The organism is Streptomyces sp. NPDC050738, from assembly GCF_040654175.1.
Classification (GTDB): Bacteria; Actinomycetota; Actinomycetes; order Streptomycetales; family Streptomycetaceae; genus Streptomyces.
This window is the reverse complement of sequence record NZ_JBFAHN010000001.1, coordinates 565,851-583,826: the sequence shown is the minus strand read 5'-3', so window position 1 is coordinate 583,826 and position 17,976 is coordinate 565,851. Positions and strand designations below refer to the sequence as shown.

Genomic DNA, 17,976 nt, shown 5'->3' with positions numbered 1-17,976 from the left:
CCTGCTCCTTCCGTGCGAAAGCCCCGCACGTGGCGGGGCCGAAGAGTGTCTGGGGGTGGTGCGGCGGGGCGTGGTCAGGGTTAGGCGTCGGCCTTGGCGAGGAGCTCGCGTCGGCGCTCCAGGTAGCCGTCCCGCAGGTCGCGGTCCGCGACCTGATCGGCCTTGGCCAGCAGGCCGTCAGCCTCAGCGCGCAGCAGGTCTGCGTCGCTCTTCCGTGCCACCGCGGTCTGCGTGGACGTACGAGTCAGGGCGGGCCCGCCCGGGGTGGGCAGGGCCTGCAGCTCGGTGATCGTCTCCGTCGCCTTCGTCAGGTCCGCCGCGAGCGTCGCCATGCGCTCCTCATCGGTCTTCCTGGCCTCTGCGACAGCCGACTTCACGAGATCGGCCACATCGGCCTTCGTGAGCACCTCGGCCGCCGGCTCTGCGACGGTCGAGGGAGTCTGGGGGGTTTCCGGCTGCTCCGCCGGGACTGCGGGGACGTCCGTCTTGACGACGTCCGGCGTGTCCGCGAGGTAGACGTCGCCGCCGTTCTCGCCCTCCGCGGCTTCCCGGCGCGAGAACCAGGTCAGGGAGCGGACGGCGTCCAGGAGGAGACCGATGTCGATGGCCTCCCCGAGGTTGCCCTCTGCGAGAGACTCGGCCTCGGAGACGATGAGCTTGGCGATACAGGCGATGGCGTCCTGAGCGCTGGTGATGTCCGTGGCCTCGGCACCGTCAGCGGCCTCTGTGGCCGCGTCGCCTTCCTCGGCCTTCACGATCTCCGGCGCCAGGGCGCGCACATCGCGCAGGATCCCCTCGGCCTTCGTGACGAGCTCGGCGTTCACACCGTCGGGGTCGTCCGACTTGGCCGCGCCCTTGAGCGAGCCGTCAGGATTCCAGTTGTTCGGCACCATGGCCTCCAGTCCGAGCGCCTTGGCCCGAGAGATGACGTGCTTACGGATCGTGTCGTGGTCGGTGCCACCGCGGCCGACCGCTTTCACGGCCTTCCGCAGGTCGCTCTTGCTGGTGATCGGGTACGAGCCGTCGGCCATGGCCGCACTGGCCCGAGCGCTCTTGCGCGGTGCAGCAGCGGCGGCGTCGGCCTTGGCGAGCTCGGCCAGGCGGCCGTCGACGAGCTCACGGATCTGGGCCTCCGACACTGCGACTCCGCCGACGCTGACCTGGATGACCGGCAGTGCGCTCGGTGCTGCGGCCTTGTCGACGGCGACCTGCGCACCCGCCCCAGCCAGGGAAGCCAGAGCGGCCTTCACCGGGTCGGCCAGCCCGTCGTAGATGTCGGCCGGGATCCCGAAGGCCTCCGCGTCGGACTTCTCCACGACCGTCGGCTCCTCGACGACCTCCAGTGCGCCGCCCGCCCCGTCGGCCTTGGCGATCTCGAAGAGCGTGCCGGGGTTGCAGGGGCGGTCCACGACGCTGATCTCGCAGATCGTGCCGTCCACGATCTCCCCGCCTGGAGCATCGGCCTTGCCCAGCGCGACCTTAGGTCCCTTGATGCCGACGCTGAATCCCTTGAGGACCTTGGTCTTGATCTTCGTCACGGCGATGGGGTCGACGATGTGCGCGGCGATGTGGTGCACGCCGTCGGCCTTCGTCAGCCCTACGCCGACACCAACCGCCCTTTTCGCGTCGTGCTGCTCGCGAATGTTCCCGGTCTGGGCCCACTCCGGCATCGCCCGGTCCAGCCAGTCAGCGTTGAGACGCTGCTTGTCGCCATCGAGGTCGGAGGAGGCGGCCGGTCCGTAGACCATGAGCGTGCCGTCGTCCTGCTCCTCGCTCTTGGTGATCGGCGCCCACGCGTACGTGACGTCCATCTGCGGTCGGTCCTTCCGTGAGCGCGCCGCCGCAGCGGCCCGGGATGATCAGTCGAGGGTCTCGGGGTAGACCGTGCACCGGCATGAGGGGTGCCCGGGCGGGATCATGTCGCCGCTGGTGAAGGCCTGGTTGACGGGGATTGCCCCGGCGCCCTCGTTAGACATGCAGACCGCGCAGACCCGCTCGTCGACCGCAGTCAGCCAGCTCTTGTAGGCGATGCCGTTGGCCCGGTAGGTGTTCAGGGATGCGGTGGAGACTGCGCGGGAGATCTCGGTGACGGCGACGCGCTCCGCCCACGCGGGATCCGACAGGATCCCGGTGAGAGTGCTGGCCAGGGTGTCGGCGCTGTCTCCTCGTGCGAGGGCGTCGGAGAGGGCCTGGGCGAGGCGGTCCATGCGGTTGGAGGCAACCGACCGGATCGTGACTCCCGCGTCGTCGAGCAGCTGACGGAGCCCGTTCGCCGAACCGTTGGCGTTGACAAGGCGGGCCGCGTCCGGGTCCCCGGGCCGCCACTTCGACCAGTCGACGATGGTGTGCCCGGCGAGGACCGCCTGCGCGGATCGCTCGCCGATCACGTACCCGTCGGCGTGCATCTCGCGGATGATCAGCAGTGCTGAGATCAGGTCGACACCGTGCGCGGTCAGCCACCCGAGCGCGTCCTCGGTCGGCGTACGCCGCCCATCGTCCCCGCCCGAGCGCTGCACCCCGTCAAGGTCGGGCTCATCCGCACGAACCACGATGGCCCGCTGGGCAATCCACTGCTCCGCCAAGGCCTGAGGGACGACGGCGTCGCGCATCACCTTGCGCAACCGACGCTTCCAGTGCGCGACGGCGCGGAGGTCAGGGCCCCACCCGGGCCAGGCCCGGGCGCTGTCCACCGCTGGCACTTTTGGGCCCGCATCACCCGGCCCGGGTACCGGTGCGAAGACGAGCCGCACGTCGCCGTTGAGGTCCGGGGCGTCGGACTTGGTCACGACCGAGAACCGGAACGGCCTGGTCGGGGTGGGGTTCTTGCGTGCCCACCGCCGGTAGGTGATCAGCTCGGACTTCACCGCCTCGGCCCTGGCGTCGTCCTCCTGGACATCGTCGTCGGCGGCCTCCGGGTCGTCGGCCGGCTCTGGATTGGCGTCTTCGCCAATCGTCTTCGGTACGCCGACCAGGGTCCCGGGGTCACCGCGTTCTGCGGCGCCTTCGAGGAAGACCACACCGCGCGTGGTCATCATCATCGGCTTGTCGGCCTCGGCGAAGTCGTAGCGCGGCTGCCCCATGCGGTCGCGGTCCTCGTTGAGGGTCATCCGACCCCACTTGACCCGGTTCTCCGCGACCTGGTCCGCCGCGGCCTCGTCCTCCTCCTCCAGCCCGAGGAACCGGAACTCCAGCTCCGGGGGCATGCGGAGGTGGGCGCGGAGGATGCCGGTGACGAGCTGCTGGAGCCACCGCACGGTCGGGAGGGTGCCCTTGCGGTGCTGGACGTCGGCCTGGCCCTCGTGCCAGCCGCTGGAGCCGAGACCGCCCTGCTCGGTGAACCCCAGCTCCGCCATGGTCACGTCGAAGTGCGCGGCGATCTGCTTGAGCAGGAAGAGGTCGTACTCGGGCTTGTACCGCTCAGCGATGTCCGGCGGTAGCTGGGGATCGAGGCCGGGCGGGAGGATGCGGAGCCGGTGCCGGGCACCAGTCGATCCGTACGCGTCGTTGAGGGATGTCTCGTATTCGGCGAGCTGGGACGGGGACCAGTTGGCGGCCCCCGTGTTCGTGAGCAGCGCGGCGGGGACGGTGCCCTCGGTGTACTCGGAGCGGATCCACTGCCGGCGGCGCAGCCAGGTGTCGACGTCCTCCAGGGCCTGCTCGACCGGCGAGTACCCGTACGGCGTGTGGGCGCGAACGTTGCGCCGCTTGTAGACGAGACGGTCCGACGTGTACCCGCCGATGACCTCGCCTTCGGTGTCGGTGTCGGCGACGAACTCACCGCGCGGGAAACCCCAGAGGATCTGCTGGAAGGCCGGGTTAGGCGGCGCAGGGCGGCCGCCGCGGTAGTCCCGCAACGGCTTGATCGTGGAGCCGTCGAGGATCTCCAGGGCGTGGAGGTCGCCGCCGTAGGTGAGGCGGGGGTAGATCGCGACCGCGTCGAGGACCAGGTGCTCCTCCAGGAGCTTCCCGAGCCAGTCGCTGAAGCCCTCGTCCTGGCCGGGGTCGGGACGCTCCAGGAAGCGCGAGCAGCGGACGATCTCCGGGGACAGGGTCTGGCGGAGCGCCTGGTCGACTTCGTGCCGGGGCTGGGTGCTCGCGTCCTGAGCTGCCTCGATCGCGTTCGCCGTGATCGTGATCGCCCAGTTCAGCGTCACCACTTCGGCCTTGCGGATCTCGATGCACCGGCGCGGAAGACCGCCCGCGTCGGCGGCGTCCCTCAGTACCTTCCACGGCACGAGTTTGTCCGACATGCCCGGCAGGTTGCTGCTGACCGGGTACTCGGTGAACCGCGGCTCAGGCCGACCGGAGTTCGGGCGTACCGGGTCCAGGGCGGCCGGGAAGAGCGGCACGCCAGGACCGAAAGCGACCGGCGGGTCTGTGCGCGGCAGCGGTACGACGTCACCCGTGATCTGCCGTCCGGCTGAGGCGGTCATGAGCGCGGCCACCTGGCTCGCGTCGAAGGTGGCCGCCCCGGGGCTCAGGGCTTTCGTTGTGTCCGGCCTGGCGACACGGCGGCGATGACGGCGCGACACGGGCGGTCACCCCCTTCAGGTCGAAACGGACAGGTGGGCTGGCTACTCCTGCTCGTGCAGGTACCGAGCCCGCAGCGCGAGGGGCAGACGAGCCGGATTGCGGAGTGTCCATCGGCGCGGGCATCCGGGGTGCGCGCGGCAGAGCAGCATCCGGAAGCGCGGCGCGCGCTCGGGGCAGGGGCACCTCGGTGCGAGGGCGGGCATCCGGCGCACCCGAGAAGGTGACGGTGAGGTCATGACGGAGCTCCCGGTGAGGGGTGAGGGCTGCCGGTTTTCGCGTACTGGTTGATCCAGTCCATGGCGTCGGTGTGTCCACCAACGGGCTGGTAGAAGGCCAAGATCAGGGCGTCGGCGTTGTCTGGTGACCGGCCGAGACGTTTGATCGTTTCGGGCTTCGGCTCGACGACGATCCGGCCCGAGGCATCCAGGCCGTACTTCGGGGCGGTCAGCTGGGAGACGAGCCGCTCGCGGTCCATCTCGTCGAGCTCGGACATGTCCCAGCCGCGGTCCTCGGAGAGTTGGCGGCCGATCTGCCACCACAGCTGGCTGCGGAGGCGGGGGAATCGCTCGGGTTCGGTGCTGGACTCGGAGACGTTGACGGGGATGATGTTGGCCCGGTGCAGGCCCTGCATGCCCTTCTCGCGGAGGTTGCCGGCGATGCCCCAGCCGATCCCGATGCTGTCGATTTTGACGGCGGTAGGGCCGACCAGCCGGATGTACTCCAGGATTTTCGACGTCGCGATGATCGGGTCCCGCTCGCGGAACCTCCACTCGCGGCCGACGACCCGGCCGCGCCGCTCGCGGATCACGGTCTCGTCTCCGCCACCGCCCATGTCGATGCCCAGCTCGACCGGAAGCTGCTGGTCCGCGGTCGGCTCGACCTCGCGCGGCGCGTGGCAGGCCCGCACCGCGGAGAGCCGCACGACGCCGTCCTCGGAATCCGAGGGGAACTGGCCGAGAACCTTGCTGATGTACGTCGGGGATTGCTCTCCGAATTCTGCGCGCATGTCGTCGACGTAGTCCTGGGAGACGAGCATCGGGCGGATCGCATCCGGGACCTCCTCGTCGGTGAAATTGGGGGTGTCGAAGGCCGAGATGTGGATGGTGTTCCAGCGCGAGTGCGGGGCGCAATTTTTCGCGAACTGGCTGCTGGGATCGTCGGGGTTGCCGATGGCGAGGATCCGGCAGTGCTCGCCGGTCGCAATGCTCATCGCGGCGGTCCAGAACTGTTTGTTGATGCCGCACGCCTCGTCGAGGATCACGAGGACGTACTTCGCGTGGATGCCCTGGAACGCGTGCGGGTTGTAGTCGGACGGCTTCCGTCCGAAGGCGATCAGCCGCTTGCCGAGCTTCCAGTCGGTCTCGTTGATCCGCCCCATGAACGGGTTGCCGCGCGCCTCGGCCTTCGAGAACGCACCGTTGATCTCGGACCAGAGGATCGCCTTGACCTGGTCGCCTGTCGGGGCGGTGGTGACGACGCGGGCTTCGCCGGGCGGGTGGATGTCGAGCCACCAGCACACGAGTTGGGCGGCGTTGAAGGACTTGCCGGAGCCGTGGCACGAGTGGACCGCGGTGAGGCGGTTGTCGCGGACCGACTCAGCGATCGCGATCTGCTTGGACCACAGGAAAGTGCCGAGCTTGTCGGCCGCCCACCCGCCCGGTGAGAGGGCGTACTCCTCGGACTTGGTCTCCCGCTCGCTGGCTTCGTCCAGCATGTCGGCGGCGAGCGCGAGAGCGTCCATGGGCACTCCGCTCGGCTACACCGCCCGCAGCTTGCGGGCAGCGACTTGCTTGGCGGCCGTCGCCTCGGGGCCGGTGATGCCGGCGTACGCGAGCGCGGCCTCAATGGCGCCGATCACGACGCCGGCCTGCTGCTCGTTGATCGCAGCGAGCCGCTCGTCGATCTTGAGGCGTCCGATGGTGCCCAAGACGTTCACGCACCGGTCCATGGCCCGCTCGTACAGAGCGACCTCCGCGCGCAGCTGCTCCGCGCCCTTGTCGTCGGTGAACCGGATCCGGGTCAGTTCGTTGACCCGTTCGGCCAGGGCGTCCTTCCATGCGATGACCTGTCCGGCGATCTCCGACAGGGCAGTGAGCGGGTTGTCGACGGGGCCGACATCCAGGCGTGCAAGCGCGCGCCGGGTCTCGTCCTCGATCTTGGCCTCGGTGACGCGCTTCTTGCCCGCCTTCAAGTTCTGCTGCGCCTTGCCACCGTGGGATCGGCACACCGTCTGACCTTGAAGTGCCCAGTGCTGACACGGGTTTCCCGATCGTTTCGCCTTGGCGGTACACCGGCGTTCGGGGGTGGGCGACGCGAGATTCGACGGCATCATTCGCCCCCGACTACCCAGTGGTCCGGCAGGGCAGCGGTGCTCGACAGGACCGGCGCGGCTGCGGCGGTCAGGAGGGCCTCGGGCGTGCAGGAACAGCCAGGCAAGTCCGCAACGGCCGGGGCGCTACAGCTCGCCTGATGCACGAGGGTCGCCAGGTCCAGAGTGATCGCGTGCGGGCCACAGGCGTACACCGGCCGTACGAAGTCCTCGGGTCCGGGGAGCGGGCCGAAGACCGGCGCCGGCAGTTGCGGGTCGGAGAGCTCGACCGCCCGCGCGCGACGCTCCCGCTCCCACTCGACTTGCTGTGTCAGCTCTTCGCCGGTCAGGCGACGCTGCCACACCGCGACCGCATCAGCCCCGCACAGACCGCAGAGAGGCCCCGCCGGCAGCAAGGGCACCTCCGGCACGGGTTGAGCAGCGACGTCACCGTACGGGCGGGGTTCGGGACTGGGCGGAGTGAGGGTATCCACACCAGGCTCCTCTCTACGTGATCGCGAGCTGCCCTACCGGCAGGACGGGCACCTCGGGGGAATCGGTGACGCGGATCCAGTACTGGTACTTGCCGACGGCGAGGACTGGGCCGCCGCTGCCTGGGCCGATGAGAACCTGCGCCCGGTAGGCGTTGGTGCCGGGGATGGGCTGGGTGCCGTCCCAGGAGCCGGTGAACCAGGTGTCTGGCAGCCGGTTCCCGACCGGTGTGAACGCGAATTCCACGACGTCGGCCGTGGGGTTGTAGGCGAGACCCTGTTCAGTGGCCTCGACCTCGGCCTGCACGAACTCGCGGGACAGGGACGAGATGCTCTCCACCGGCGCCTACTTTCTGATCGTCCAGCGGCCGGCCCTGATCCTGGTAGCCCACCGACCGGCGACGGCCCGTACGGACCACCGGCCGGGCACCGTGCGCGCCGCCCACCGGGGGGCGGCCGCGCGGACGGACCAGCGGACGAACGGGCCGGTGACGTGGATGACGAGGTTGCGGGCGTTTCCCGGAGTAAAGAGCCAAGCCACGTCGCCCGCGACCTCGACGGCGGCGTCGAGCAGGCGGACGTAGTACCGGCCGGACCGCACGCCCCCAGCCACCGTCACCGCCGCCCGGTACGCGCTGCCGGCGATTCGCCGCCTGGCGGCCGCCATGGCGACGACGCTGGCGTGCACCCGCGTTGCGGCGTTCCGACGCACGCCTCCGCCAGCGGCGACAACAGCGGCCAAGACCACCTTGGCCGCCGCACGAAGGCCGACATCGGCCCCAGTGGTGACCAGCGCGGCAGCCACCTGCCCAAGGCTGCGGCGGACAACTGCGCCGGTGCCCGCCACGGTTGCCCGGGCCAGGGAGACCGCACGCGCTACCGCACCGACAGCCGTAGCGGTAGCGGACGCTCGGAGGCCAGCGGAGCGGCCGAGGCTGGCCCCGGTATCTGCCGCCGCTACGAAAGTCTCGAGCGTGGCGTTCCGCTGGAGCCGTCCCGTCAGCACCGATTGGGTGCCGCGTACGAGAGTGGTCTGGCGCCGCAGGCCGGGGGTTGTTGTCGCCGTGGCTGTGCGGAAGAGCCCCGCCGCCCGGCCGAGTGCGCCGACCGGGCTGGTCGCTGTGCTCGCGGTCAGGTGGGCTGCCCGTCGTACGGCGGCCGCCGTAGCGGTACCCGTACCGACCAGGAGCAGGACGCCCCGGATAACCGCGGCCCCGGTTGTCACCGTCGCCATCAGCGAGACTCCGCGGGCCAGCTGCAGAGTGCTGGAGGCGCTCGTAGTGACCGTCGCGGCGAGAGACCGCACGAAGGAGTGCCCGCTCGCCAGCCCCGTACTGAGCAGCGCCGTCGCTGTCCTGGCCAGCGCTGTCGCGCGGCTGGTCCGGCCGGTGAGCGTGCTGACGGCCGATGTGACGAGCAGGCCAGCGCGGCGGAAGGCACCGCTGGAGGTGACAGTGACGGCCAGAGCAGTGGATGCACGCCGGCTGAGCGCTCCGGTACTCGCCGCACCCGAGGTTCGGGAGAGGGAGCTCGCGCGCTGGACGCCAACGGACGTGGCAGCGCTGACTGTCCGGAGCAGCTGCGCGCGGCGCCCCGTCCCTGCCACGGTCGTAGACGAAGCCCCCCGGGTGACCCCGGTGCCTCGGAGGATGGTTGGGACCGCCGTGGTCGTGGTCCCGCGCGTCACACGGCCCTGACGGGTCACCGCGGCCGCCGAGGTTGCTACGGCAGCCCGCAGGAGACTGGTCGCCCGGACGCTCGTGCCGCTCAGCGTGACGGCCGCCGCCAGGAACAGCAGGCGCCCGGCGACGCGGGCGGCACTCGCAATCAGTGTGCAGGCAGCAGCGAGGCTGCTGCTGGTGAAGCGCTGCACCGCTGCGCTCGACGTTGTCGAGACCGCGCGGGCGAGCGACGACGCACGCGCAGTTCGGGCGGTTCCTGTGCAGGCCGCGGCGAATGCCGTGGACAGTGCGCGGGACCGGGCTGCCGCCGTTGAGAGCGTCGCGGAGCGCTGGAGCAGGGCCTGGCGGCGGCCGCCGCTGGTGGTCAGGACGCTGGTGGGGAACGAGGCCAACAAGGCAGAGCGGCGGACGCTGGCGGCCAGGAGCGCGACGACCGCGACCAGGAGGCTCACGGCACGGACCGTGACTGCCCCAGCTGCTACCGCTGCCTGTCGGGATACCCGCGCCGTACGTGTGAGCCCACCGGTAGCAACGACCAGCGCACTACGGGGCAGACTCCCCGTTCGCCCGATGCCCGTCGAGAGGGCCAGAACGGCAGAGACGGCCACCGGGTACACGGTCGGGCCGGACGGGAGCTGCGGTGGGATGCGAACGATCGGCCTCGCCGGACGGCCACGGCCGAAGCGCGCCACGTGCTACTCCACCCACGCCATGTAGGCGACGCAGCCCGGGGTCACGGCCGCGGCCGTGGTGTACCGCAGGCCCAACCTGGCTCCTGCCGGTGCGGTTCCCACCTCGCGGTCCAGGACCTCCTGGAGGACCAGGAGGCCGCCGAAGGGCGACACCATCCATGACCGGAGGACGGTCACGGACGTCGGCTCGGTGGTGAGCGCCGAGAGTGCCGTGGTGCCGGCGGTGGGCAGGCTCTCGTCGGTCAATTTCGCCGGAGTGGTCGTGGTCCCGGCCGGGCTGCCGAGGGTGGCCGTGCGGTAGAGATCGATCTGTACCCCGGTGGCCGTCGCGGATCCGTCGAAGCTGACGCCGATCTCCGACAGCCGGATCCCGGATACGGCCGGATTCAGGAGGACCAGGCTCTTTGTCGCGGACGCGGTGAGCGTCGTCTTGGCCATCGTGGCGCTGTAGGCGTAGTTACCCGGCATGGCCCCTCATCTCGTAGCGGCGCGCATGACGGCCTGGCGGGCGATGGACGGGCGGGCAGCAGCGGACGGCACGAACTCGACGAGCGCCCAGAGCGTGGACACACGCCGTGTAGTGGTCTGCGCCACGTCGCCCCGGTACCCGATCTGCGCGGTGTCGAGAAGCCGGGGCGTCCACGCGCCGCCGGCCTGCGGATCGACGTAGCTCGTGAGCTGGTGAATGAACGGTGCAACGGCGAGGTGCGTCGCCCAGCTGTTCAGGGCCACGGACACAGACGCGGACTCGAGAACCGTCCCGGAGGTCTGCGTTTTGATCCGGTAGACGATGCTCGCCGCGGTGACCGCGTTGCTCCCGATCCTGCCGCCAACGGCGACGAGGGTGATCCTGTCGGTCGGCTGGATCCCGGCAGATGCGGAGGAGGCCAGGTTGAGGTCGTCGATGGTGGTCGTGCCCGTGAGCGCCGTCGCGTTGTACGAGGTCACATCGTTGGGGGTGACCTCGTTGACCCGGGTGAAGTTGTTGGCCGCACCGGCCGTTCCGCCGACGGCGGTTGCCCATCCGTTGTTGTCCCCGGCACTGTCTGGACTCAGGTGGACGACCGAGCCAGGCCCCGGGAGCCCGGTCTGTGCGGCGCCGCTGGTGTCATTGACGGCAATGTCGTCGATGTAGATGTCGCCGGTCGTCGCGACGCCGATTCCAGCGCGGATGCGGGAGAAGCCGATCGTGACAGTGATCTGCGCGGTCCCGCTGAAATTGACGCCGTCGAGGTAGGCCACGACGGGAGCGGTCCCGGTGGCCCCGTCGCTGTTGTCGATCTCTACCCGGAACCACTGGCCCGTGGAAAGGGTCGGTGACGCGGTGCCCACATCGATGCTGGCGTCGCTGTCGTACAGCCGCAATGTGCCTGTCGGGGACAGGCGCAGCCAGGTGGGGAAGAAGCCGCCCTGCCCGACCTGGTAGATCGGGGTCGTCGCCGAGGGGAGGGTGGCGATGTAGAGGTAGAAGCGGTGAAAGGTCTGCTTGTTGGTGGCCGCGTCGCCGACCTGGTGCTCGATGAACCCCGTTGCCGCGGCCGGGTTGGAGCGCAGCGCGGCCGCCCCGGCGCGGTGGATCGCCGTGTTGATCGAGGCGGTGCCAGTAAGGGCCGTGAACTCCACGTTTGCGGTTGTCGACTGGAGCTCGAAGCCGCACGTCCACAGCCGCGCCACGTCAGGAGAACTTCGTGGTCAGGGTGTAGGAGACCTGGTCGCCGGTAGCGAGGGTCTGGGCGCCGTGGTCGGCGTGGAAGAACAGGCTGCCGTTGGTGACGTTGGCGACGCCGGGGATGTTCCCTCCGGTCACCGCGTCGTTCAGCGCGATGGTCGAGATCGCACCGGCCCCGCCGTTCTGGTTGCGGGTCACAGTGAGCGTGTTGGTCGAGATCGCGGTGATCTTCATGACCTCTGTGCGGACCTGGATGTACTGGTTCACCGCGAAGTTCGCGCCGTTGGCAACGATCAGCGATGTCGCCGAGTTGGAGCCGATCACCGTGGACGACGTCTGCACCGCATCGACCGCGGTCGGCTTCGACGCCGAGTCGGAGAGGGCGACTTCGGCGATCGTCTCCCCGGTACCGGCCGTCATGGTCCCGGTCACCTGGTACGTGTCGTTCGGTGTGGTCGTGGTGACGATCGAGGACGTCCCCGCGACCCTGGACTCCGGGGCCTCCTTGAACAGCCCAACATCGGGCACCCCGGCCGCCAGACCTGCGGGGTTCAGGCCCCAGGCGACGTTCAGCGGCTCGGCCTGCGTCGGAGATGACCCCCGCATACGACCGGCGATGATCTCCCGGCCCTTGCTCGTGATGACAGCGCCCACGGTCAGCTCCTCCGGTTGGATCGTGCGATACGGCGGTCAGCGAGATGCCGGCCGACGAACTGCCACCACAGCTGGCGGGCAGGATTCGAGTAGTGGGCGGACACCACCCCGTGGTCATGCCGCGTGCCGTCGACCCGGGTTACGACCATGCGGAGCTCCGTCGAAGTGGGCTGCTCAGCGCGCCTACTTGCCACCGCCCGCCTCCCGTTCGGCTCGGGTACGCCGACGAGCCGCCGCCTTGGCCTGTCCACAGATCGGCTTCGGTTTCGGGCCGTCGAGGACGTACGCGATCAGCGCGGCCTTACGGGACCGCCGCTGCGCCCGGTTCAGCGGTTGTTCGGCCATCACGTCCGCCGTTCTGCGGTGCGGGACGACATCGTCTTGGTAGCGCGCGTGAGAGCGGCCTGAAGCCCGGTGGCGTCGGCGACCATGTCCAGATGCACGACCAGACCCGGAGTGGCATTCTCGGCGTCCTCCGGCCAGTGCCAGGTACCTCCGCGACGCGCACCCTCGGAGTGCTGGCACTCCGCGTCGAAGAATGGGCCGCGAGGGTTGAGAACGGTGAGCGCGACCGCCTCGGGCTCCCAGGTCTGCAACAGGGTGCGGGTGGTGCCGTCCTTCGCCGGGGTCTTCGTAGTGGTCACCCACTGGCCGACTTCGGTGACGATCGCTGTGCGGCAGGTGGGGGCGTGCTCGCCTCCGGGCGTGCCGTACGACTGGTAGTGAACGGTGTCCCCGAGTGCCGGTTTGCGGCCCATCTGCTCCTCCTGGCGGTCGACATGGTCTCGGAGGTGCGCGCGGGCGGTTCCGACGTCGCCGCTGAGGACCGTGGTGCCGTCCACGATGGGGCCCAGTTGCAGCGGGACGTCGAGATCGGCTCCGCAGACGGGGCAGGCGAGGGTGATGGTGCTAGGGAGGGCGACCATCAGCCGGCCCGAGGCGGCCATGCCCACGTGCCCGGCTCAGCGCCGTGCACGCGCGACGTGACCCACAGGGTGTCCGGGCCATCCAAGAGGATCTGAAGGTTGCACTGTGGCGCAGGGTGCAGTGCCCAGACGCGGACGACAACGGCGGCGAAGACGTCCCCGGCGGCAACCTCGTTCGCAGCCGTGGCGAACCGCTGCGCACGAATCCGCTCCACGTCCTGTTCGGTCAGCGCGTAGTGAACGATCCGCCCGACCGTAGGCAGCGGGGCGGGGTAGAAAACCGTCGGCTCAGACACAGTGCTCCTGTCAGGCGTAGAGGGGGAGTTGGAGCCTCGCGGCGGCGGGTAATGGCAGGCACCGTCACCGCGAGGCTTCTCCCGCTGTCCTGTCGCCCCCGACCACCACATCGGGGCGACACTCGCCGCACGCAAGGCGGGCAGCGGGAGTTGTAGGTCCGCCGCCGAGTCGGCGACCCTCGGCGCGACCCGGCGACGGACGACCCCGCCCGTACGCCGAGGTAGCGGCGAACGAGCAGGGCGTAGCGGGGAGTTACTCGGCCGGGGCGACTGGGGGTCGGTCGGCGGTGAAGCCGAACGGTTTCGCCTCCGGGGCAGGTGGCAGGCCAGCAGCTAGGAGACGGCGCGCGGTGCGCTCGACCTGCCGCAGCATGGCCGGGGTCTCGTCCTTCACGCTGATCGTCACGTGGCGGTCGCCGGAGCTGACGGAGAGCCGCATCAGGCCGCCGTGTAGACGCGCCGCGCCCGCTGCCGGGTGGCCTTCTCGGCGCGGATCACATCGACGGCGCGGAAGAGCGGTTGGCCAGCAGCGTTGCGGCGGACAGGATCGAGGCGGCCGCGGTACTTCCAGTTCCGGACCACATTCGGGGTGACGCCGGCTGCCTCGGCGGCCTGGTCGGCGGTCCAGAGGGTGGTGGTGAGGTCTCCGGAAAGGTCCACTGGGCCACCTCTCGTCGACGGGTGCGGGAACGCAAAGAAGCCCCGCGAGACTTCGCGGGGCTTGCCTGGTCGCGGACACAGTGGTCCGCCGCCAGGATCATGCATGACGCGAAGGCCGTCAAGCTGCGGTTTCCTCCCGCGTGGCGCCCGGCTCCTGGTCGGCCAGGGCGGCGAGCTCCTGGGCGGTGAACTCGACCACCCAGGCGTCGTATTCGGCCTGGGTGAGCAGGGCTTGGCAGTCCTCGTCGCGGCACTCGATGTACGGGCGGTCGTCGACGAGGCGCAGGTCACGGGACTCGGCGAGCCAGGGGCCCCCGCAGCGTTTACAGGGTGCGAGGCGCTCGACCGGGCGGGCTTCGTCGCGGGCGGTGTACCGGACGGCGAGGTGGTGCCAGTGCGCGATCGTCGCGGCGGGATTCCCGGACTGCACGGGCGCTCGGCCGGGCTCCCGGAGTGGCTGGTGGGACTCGGCGGCGAGCGGGTGTTCCTGGAGGATCCAGGGGGCTTGGGCGCGCAGAGCCTGGACGATGCGGGTGAGCCGCGCTCCTTCCCGCTCTGTGCGGTCGCCGTGATCGGGGAGTGCCCAGCCTCGGAGGCGGAACGTTTCCTCGTGGAGCTCGGCCAGGCCGCCGACGATCAGGTCGAGGAGCAGCCGGGCGGACTGCCCGGGCCACGGCGTCGTATCGGTCGGAGCCGAGTGGAGCGATGACGTGGCGGGGGCCCGGGTGCCGTGTACGGCCTCCAGGGTGATTGCGGCGCACAGCTCGGGGAGCTCGGCCAGGTGCCGGTCCGCGCGAGCGAGGCAGCCCGAGCAGTGGACGGGGTCGCCCCAGGTGACGGGGATGTCGTGGGCGTAGGGGGCGGCTTCGGCGCGCCGCCAGCTGGTGTTGCACGGGCCTAGGCATGGGGTGGGAGTAGGCATGAGGGCCTCCCGGGAGCACAGTGGAGGGAAAGCCCATTGTCTCCCGGGTTGCTGGTGAATTCGGCTGTTGTGGCTGGTCAGTTGGGGTAAGTCAGGCGCAGCGTGATCGGAGTGTCTTCGTCCACGGTGGTGCCGGCCGCCGGGGTGCTGCTCTTCACCGTCCATGCCTGCACGTCATCGCCCGCGTCGTCGAGGACGTTGTGACCGTCCGGGGCAACCGCTTGCGTGACGTTGAAGCAGGTCAGGGCGCTGCTGTCGCCCGGCTTCCCGAGCGTCACGTCGGTGAGGTTCCGTCCGGCTGCGTCGGGGATCCGCTGGGGCCACTTTGTGTTGCTACAGACGGTCCCGGTCGTTGGGGTGCTTCCGGCGGCAGGGTCGCCGTTGCCTCCCGACGAGCACGCGGCGAGGAAGGCCAGGGCGGCAGCGGCCGGAGCGGCACGCAGTAATCGAGTCATCCGGGCATGGTCTCGGACGGCGCAGGGCCCAGGGAGCGGGTCGGCCATTTCGTGACGGTTGAGCGCCGATGGCCCTCAGCTCGAAAGCAAATGGGCAGATGCCGATGCCCCAGTGCCAGCGAAAAGGTCCAGGATGCGGATTACCGCAGGATCCAACGTGGTGCACATGACCGTGATTCTGCCTCAAAGGCCCCTGACCTGCGCGGAGTTGGCATCCCTGCGAACCGGTAGGATTTATCTCGCTGAACCGCTTCCACCCCAGAACTTCACCCACTCCGCGAGGGTGAGGGCCCGGATCGCACCGGGCGCCGGGTGCCAGTGGAAGGGGGAGGTGAGGTGCGATGGGAAGCGAGCCAGAGAAGCGCCGCGGATGGGATGACCCGAAATGGGCGATCATCTTGTCGGCGTTGTCGATTTTGGTAGCGATCATCATCGCCCTGGTGGCGTAGTTCCTCAGCACTGCTGAGGCCACCCAGGATCCGGTCGGATCGACTGGCAGCTGCACATGCAGCGAGCCCGGTCGCCTATCACTCGACCGGGCTCCTTGAACTGCGGAGGGGCCCAACCTGGTCGTACCCGGGTTGGGTCACTTCTGTTTCGTGCGCTCTAGACCACAGTGCACTAGACCTCTCCAAGGTAACGCACTGGGCAGTGCGTTGGGGTGGCCCGGATGCGAGGTCAACGGTTCACGCGGCGAGTGCGGAGGCCGCGGCTGCCAATCTGGCCCGACAACCGCGCGCGTACGACCTGGACTGCTCGTAGCCGATGAAGTTCCGGTTCTCGGTGAGCGCTGCGACGCCGGTGGTTCCAGAGCCGGCGAAGGGGTCGAGAACGGTCCCGCCGCGCGGGACGACACGGACCAGTTGCCGCATCACATCCTCCGGTTTCTGGGTGATGTGGACGCGTTCGGTGCCGCGCGGCTGACTGCCGCTGAAGTGCCCAGGGAGATAGACGGGCTCGTTGCCGGGGATCATCGCGCCGTTGCTGCCCCAGACGATGAACTCGCACTCCTGGCGGAGGCGGCCGGGCTGGGGGCGCGCGATGGGCTTGTGCCAGACGGCGACACCGCGCCAGGTGTATCCGGCTGCCTGGAGCGCGTCGGTGGTGACGGGGAGCTGTCGCCAGTCGGTGAAGACGAGGGCTGCACCGCCGGGGCGGGTGAGGCGGTGGCACTCGGCGAGGATGAGGGAGAGCCAGGCGAGGTAGGAGCGTTGGTCGCGGTTTTCGCCGGTGAAGTCACCGAGGTCGTGGCCGTGGTTGCGGCCGCCTTCCGTCATGTACTTCTCGCGGGCAGTGCGGCTAGTTCGTTCGGTCATGGTGCGGCCGCCGCTGTTGTACGGCGGGTCGCAGATGACGGCGTCGACAAGGGTGTTGAGGGTGGGGAGGCCAGTTAAGGCATCGCCTTGGTGCAGGGTCCAGGTGGGCATCGGGCTGCTTTCGTGCGATCGCGTGCGCGGTGTGCGAGCGAGTCGGTGCACGGTCTCCGGTTGAGGCCTGGCTCTGGAATGCCCACCATGCGCAATTTTATGTACTTTGACGCTTCATTTCGATTGCTTCTGAGTGTTTTGTTCCGTGGTGATGTGCTGAGCTTTGACCGCGACCTCCCAGGCGGTCAGCTCTGCCCGTACGCCCGACGCCCCTTGAGGGCCTCCTTGACGGTCGCCCCGGCCCAGCGGTGGGCGCGACCGGAGATGTCGTCCGGCGCGGGCCAGCGGCCTCGGGAGACGTCGGCGCGGATCGTGACTGCCTTGATGCCGGTGAGCTCCTCGATCTCGCGGGCTGTGTACAGCCTGCGAGATTCCAAGGTCACTGGGGGCCGGCTGAAGTATTCGGCGATCACTGCGTCCACGGCGGCGGGATCGTAGGTGTAGAAGCGGCCCTCCTTGCCGATGTGGTCCGGCCAGGCGGGGTGGCGGGACCACTGGGCCTTGAGGGTGTTGTAGGCGCGGCCGTGGCGGTCGGCGATCTGCTGGAGTGTCTCGCCCGTCTGGTCTGGGTTGGCTACCATTGGTGGTTCCGATCCTTTCGAGGTGTCGGTGGTGACCGGCAGGTTTTCGCGAGCACCCCTCTGGGGGTGTCTGGGCTTCGGCTCGGGCCTGTCGGTCTTTGTGCTGTCTGGGGTCGGTGCGGGGGGTGCCGCCCCCGGCTGGGTGCCGGGGGCGGTGTGTGCGTCAGCTGGTGGGCGGGTTGTACGACTCGGGGTCGATGGCCCACTCGATGAGCTGGTAGAGGTGGATCTCACCGGCCAGCAGGTGGAGGGTGGCGGCGTCCGCTCGGAAGTGCTCGCCGGTGGTGCTGTAGATCATGGTCATGTCCATCGCGGAGAGCCAGTAGAGGACCGCCGAAGTGGCGGAGACCTTCACGCTGTCCGGGATGGGCTCTTCCTTGATGAGGTCGTACGCGCGGATGAGCGCGGGGCGGATGTCGCGGACCAGGTAGACGATGCCGTCCGGGAGGGTGATCGAGAGGGGCATCTCCGTGAGGGAGAAGGCGAGTGCCTGGGCGAACTGTCCAAGGCGGGCCATCAGGGCCTCGTAGGTGGCGTCCGTTTCGTCGGCCATGATTTCGGTCCTTTCGGTTGGTGGTGGGGTTCGGGTTCGCGGCCCGTTCCCTCTTGGTTCTAGTATGCCCGATGGAGTATTGAATGGCAACACTTCAGGGTAAGGAATCACCCCGGCCTCGGCGTGT

19 protein-coding genes are annotated in these 17,976 nt (G+C 69.5%); all 19 read right to left on the bottom strand.

The window, feature by feature from the left end; all coding sequences use genetic code 11:
* Positions 1-80: 80 nt before the first annotated feature.
* The 19 genes from AB0H78_RS02885 to AB0H78_RS02795 all read right to left on the bottom strand — a co-directional run bounded on the left by AB0H78_RS02885 (position 81) and on the right by AB0H78_RS02795 (position 17,849).
* Positions 81-1,811, bottom strand: a complete 1,731-nt coding sequence (locus tag AB0H78_RS02885; protein WP_363232422.1) for a hypothetical protein — start codon at positions 1,809-1,811, stop codon at positions 81-83.
* A gap of 48 nt (positions 1,812-1,859) precedes the next feature.
* A complete protein-coding gene (locus AB0H78_RS02880; RefSeq protein WP_363232421.1) occupies positions 1,860-4,433 on the bottom strand; it encodes a phage portal protein in 2,574 nt (857 codons plus the stop codon).
* Between the two features lie 332 nt (positions 4,434-4,765).
* Positions 4,766-6,274, bottom strand: coding sequence for a hypothetical protein (locus AB0H78_RS02875; RefSeq protein WP_363232420.1), 1,509 nt, complete (start codon positions 6,272-6,274; stop codon positions 4,766-4,768).
* A 15-nt stretch (positions 6,275-6,289) separates the two neighbouring features.
* Positions 6,290-6,862 carry an HGGxSTG domain-containing protein gene (locus AB0H78_RS02870; protein ID WP_363232700.1) on the bottom strand — a complete coding sequence of 191 codons (573 nt, stop codon included), beginning with the start codon at positions 6,860-6,862 and terminating at the stop codon, positions 6,290-6,292.
* The gene (locus AB0H78_RS02865) at positions 6,862-7,335 is read right to left on the bottom strand and encodes a hypothetical protein (RefSeq protein ID WP_363232419.1); all 474 of its coding nucleotides are present in this window, start codon (positions 7,333-7,335) and stop codon (positions 6,862-6,864) included. The genes AB0H78_RS02870 and AB0H78_RS02865 overlap by 1 nt, the downstream gene beginning before the upstream one ends.
* Before the next feature lie 13 nt (positions 7,336-7,348).
* Positions 7,349-7,672 carry a hypothetical protein gene (locus AB0H78_RS02860; RefSeq protein ID WP_363232418.1) on the bottom strand — a complete coding sequence of 108 codons (324 nt, stop codon included), beginning with the start codon at positions 7,670-7,672 and terminating at the stop codon, positions 7,349-7,351.
* A gap of 6 nt (positions 7,673-7,678) precedes the next feature.
* Positions 7,679-9,466, bottom strand: coding sequence for a hypothetical protein (locus AB0H78_RS02855; RefSeq protein ID WP_363232417.1), 1,788 nt, complete (start codon positions 9,464-9,466; stop codon positions 7,679-7,681).
* A 243-nt stretch (positions 9,467-9,709) separates the two neighbouring features.
* A complete protein-coding gene (locus AB0H78_RS02850) occupies positions 9,710-10,174 on the bottom strand; it encodes a hypothetical protein (protein ID WP_363232416.1) in 465 nt (154 codons plus the stop codon).
* 6 nt (positions 10,175-10,180) lie between these two features.
* Positions 10,181-11,329 (bottom strand): hypothetical protein, encoded by a 1,149-nt coding sequence (locus AB0H78_RS02845; RefSeq protein ID WP_363232415.1) that lies wholly within the window; start codon positions 11,327-11,329, stop codon positions 10,181-10,183.
* A 52-nt stretch (positions 11,330-11,381) separates the two neighbouring features.
* Positions 11,382-12,029 (bottom strand): hypothetical protein, encoded by a 648-nt coding sequence (locus tag AB0H78_RS02840; RefSeq protein ID WP_363232414.1) that lies wholly within the window; start codon positions 12,027-12,029, stop codon positions 11,382-11,384.
* A 183-nt stretch (positions 12,030-12,212) separates the two neighbouring features.
* Positions 12,213-12,374 (bottom strand): hypothetical protein, encoded by a 162-nt coding sequence (locus AB0H78_RS02835; protein WP_363232413.1) that lies wholly within the window; start codon positions 12,372-12,374, stop codon positions 12,213-12,215.
* The gene (locus tag AB0H78_RS02830; protein WP_363232412.1) at positions 12,374-12,976 is read right to left on the bottom strand and encodes a hypothetical protein; all 603 of its coding nucleotides are present in this window, start codon (positions 12,974-12,976) and stop codon (positions 12,374-12,376) included. The genes AB0H78_RS02835 and AB0H78_RS02830 overlap by 1 nt, the downstream gene beginning before the upstream one ends.
* Positions 12,955-13,251, bottom strand: coding sequence for a hypothetical protein (locus tag AB0H78_RS02825; protein WP_363232411.1), 297 nt, complete (start codon positions 13,249-13,251; stop codon positions 12,955-12,957). Before AB0H78_RS02825 ends, AB0H78_RS02830 begins: the two co-directional genes overlap by 22 nt.
* 438 nt (positions 13,252-13,689) lie before the next feature.
* Positions 13,690-13,911 (bottom strand): MerR family transcriptional regulator, encoded by a 222-nt coding sequence (locus AB0H78_RS02820; RefSeq protein WP_363232410.1) that lies wholly within the window; start codon positions 13,909-13,911, stop codon positions 13,690-13,692.
* 118 nt (positions 13,912-14,029) lie between these two features.
* Complete coding sequence (locus tag AB0H78_RS02815; RefSeq protein WP_363232409.1) at positions 14,030-14,833, bottom strand: hypothetical protein; 804 nt, start codon at positions 14,831-14,833, stop codon at positions 14,030-14,032.
* Positions 14,834-14,910: 77 nt separating this feature from the next.
* Complete coding sequence (locus AB0H78_RS02810; RefSeq protein WP_363232408.1) at positions 14,911-15,288, bottom strand: hypothetical protein; 378 nt, start codon at positions 15,286-15,288, stop codon at positions 14,911-14,913.
* Positions 15,289-15,974: 686 nt separating this feature from the next.
* On the bottom strand, positions 15,975-16,715 hold the full coding sequence (locus AB0H78_RS02805) for a site-specific DNA-methyltransferase (RefSeq protein WP_363232407.1): 741 nt from the start codon (positions 16,713-16,715) through the stop codon (positions 15,975-15,977).
* Between the two features lie 185 nt (positions 16,716-16,900).
* Entirely contained in the window at positions 16,901-17,296 is a 396-nt protein-coding gene (locus AB0H78_RS02800) for a hypothetical protein (protein ID WP_363232406.1), read from the bottom strand.
* 163 nt (positions 17,297-17,459) lie between these two features.
* The gene (locus tag AB0H78_RS02795) at positions 17,460-17,849 is read right to left on the bottom strand and encodes a hypothetical protein (protein ID WP_363232405.1); all 390 of its coding nucleotides are present in this window, start codon (positions 17,847-17,849) and stop codon (positions 17,460-17,462) included.
* Positions 17,850-17,976 lie beyond the last annotated feature (127 nt).

Excerpts from the sequence above, each read along its gene's own strand:
- AB0H78_RS02885 (WP_363232422.1), bottom strand. The coding sequence starts at position 1,811 with ATGGACGTCACGTACGCGTGGGCGCCGATCACCAAGAGCGAGGAGCAG.
- AB0H78_RS02880 (WP_363232421.1), bottom strand. The coding sequence starts at position 4,433 with ATGACCGCCTCAGCCGGACGGCAGATCACGGGTGACGTCGTACCGCTG.
- AB0H78_RS02875 (WP_363232420.1), bottom strand. The coding sequence starts at position 6,274 with ATGGACGCTCTCGCGCTCGCCGCCGACATGCTGGACGAAGCCAGCGAG.
- AB0H78_RS02870 (WP_363232700.1), bottom strand. The coding sequence starts at position 6,862 with ATGCCGTCGAATCTCGCGTCGCCCACCCCCGAACGCCGGTGTACCGCC.
- AB0H78_RS02850 (WP_363232416.1), bottom strand. The coding sequence starts at position 10,174 with ATGCCGGGTAACTACGCCTACAGCGCCACGATGGCCAAGACGACGCTC.
- AB0H78_RS02835 (WP_363232413.1), bottom strand. The coding sequence starts at position 12,374 with ATGGCCGAACAACCGCTGAACCGGGCGCAGCGGCGGTCCCGTAAGGCC.
- AB0H78_RS02830 (WP_363232412.1), bottom strand. The coding sequence starts at position 12,976 with ATGGCCGCCTCGGGCCGGCTGATGGTCGCCCTCCCTAGCACCATCACC.
- AB0H78_RS02815 (WP_363232409.1), bottom strand. The coding sequence starts at position 14,833 with ATGCCTACTCCCACCCCATGCCTAGGCCCGTGCAACACCAGCTGGCGG.
- AB0H78_RS02810 (WP_363232408.1), bottom strand. The coding sequence starts at position 15,288 with ATGACTCGATTACTGCGTGCCGCTCCGGCCGCTGCCGCCCTGGCCTTC.
- AB0H78_RS02805 (WP_363232407.1), bottom strand. The coding sequence starts at position 16,715 with ATGCCCACCTGGACCCTGCACCAAGGCGATGCCTTAACTGGCCTCCCC.
- AB0H78_RS02800 (WP_363232406.1), bottom strand. The coding sequence starts at position 17,296 with ATGGTAGCCAACCCAGACCAGACGGGCGAGACACTCCAGCAGATCGCC.
- AB0H78_RS02795 (WP_363232405.1), bottom strand. The coding sequence starts at position 17,849 with ATGGCCGACGAAACGGACGCCACCTACGAGGCCCTGATGGCCCGCCTT.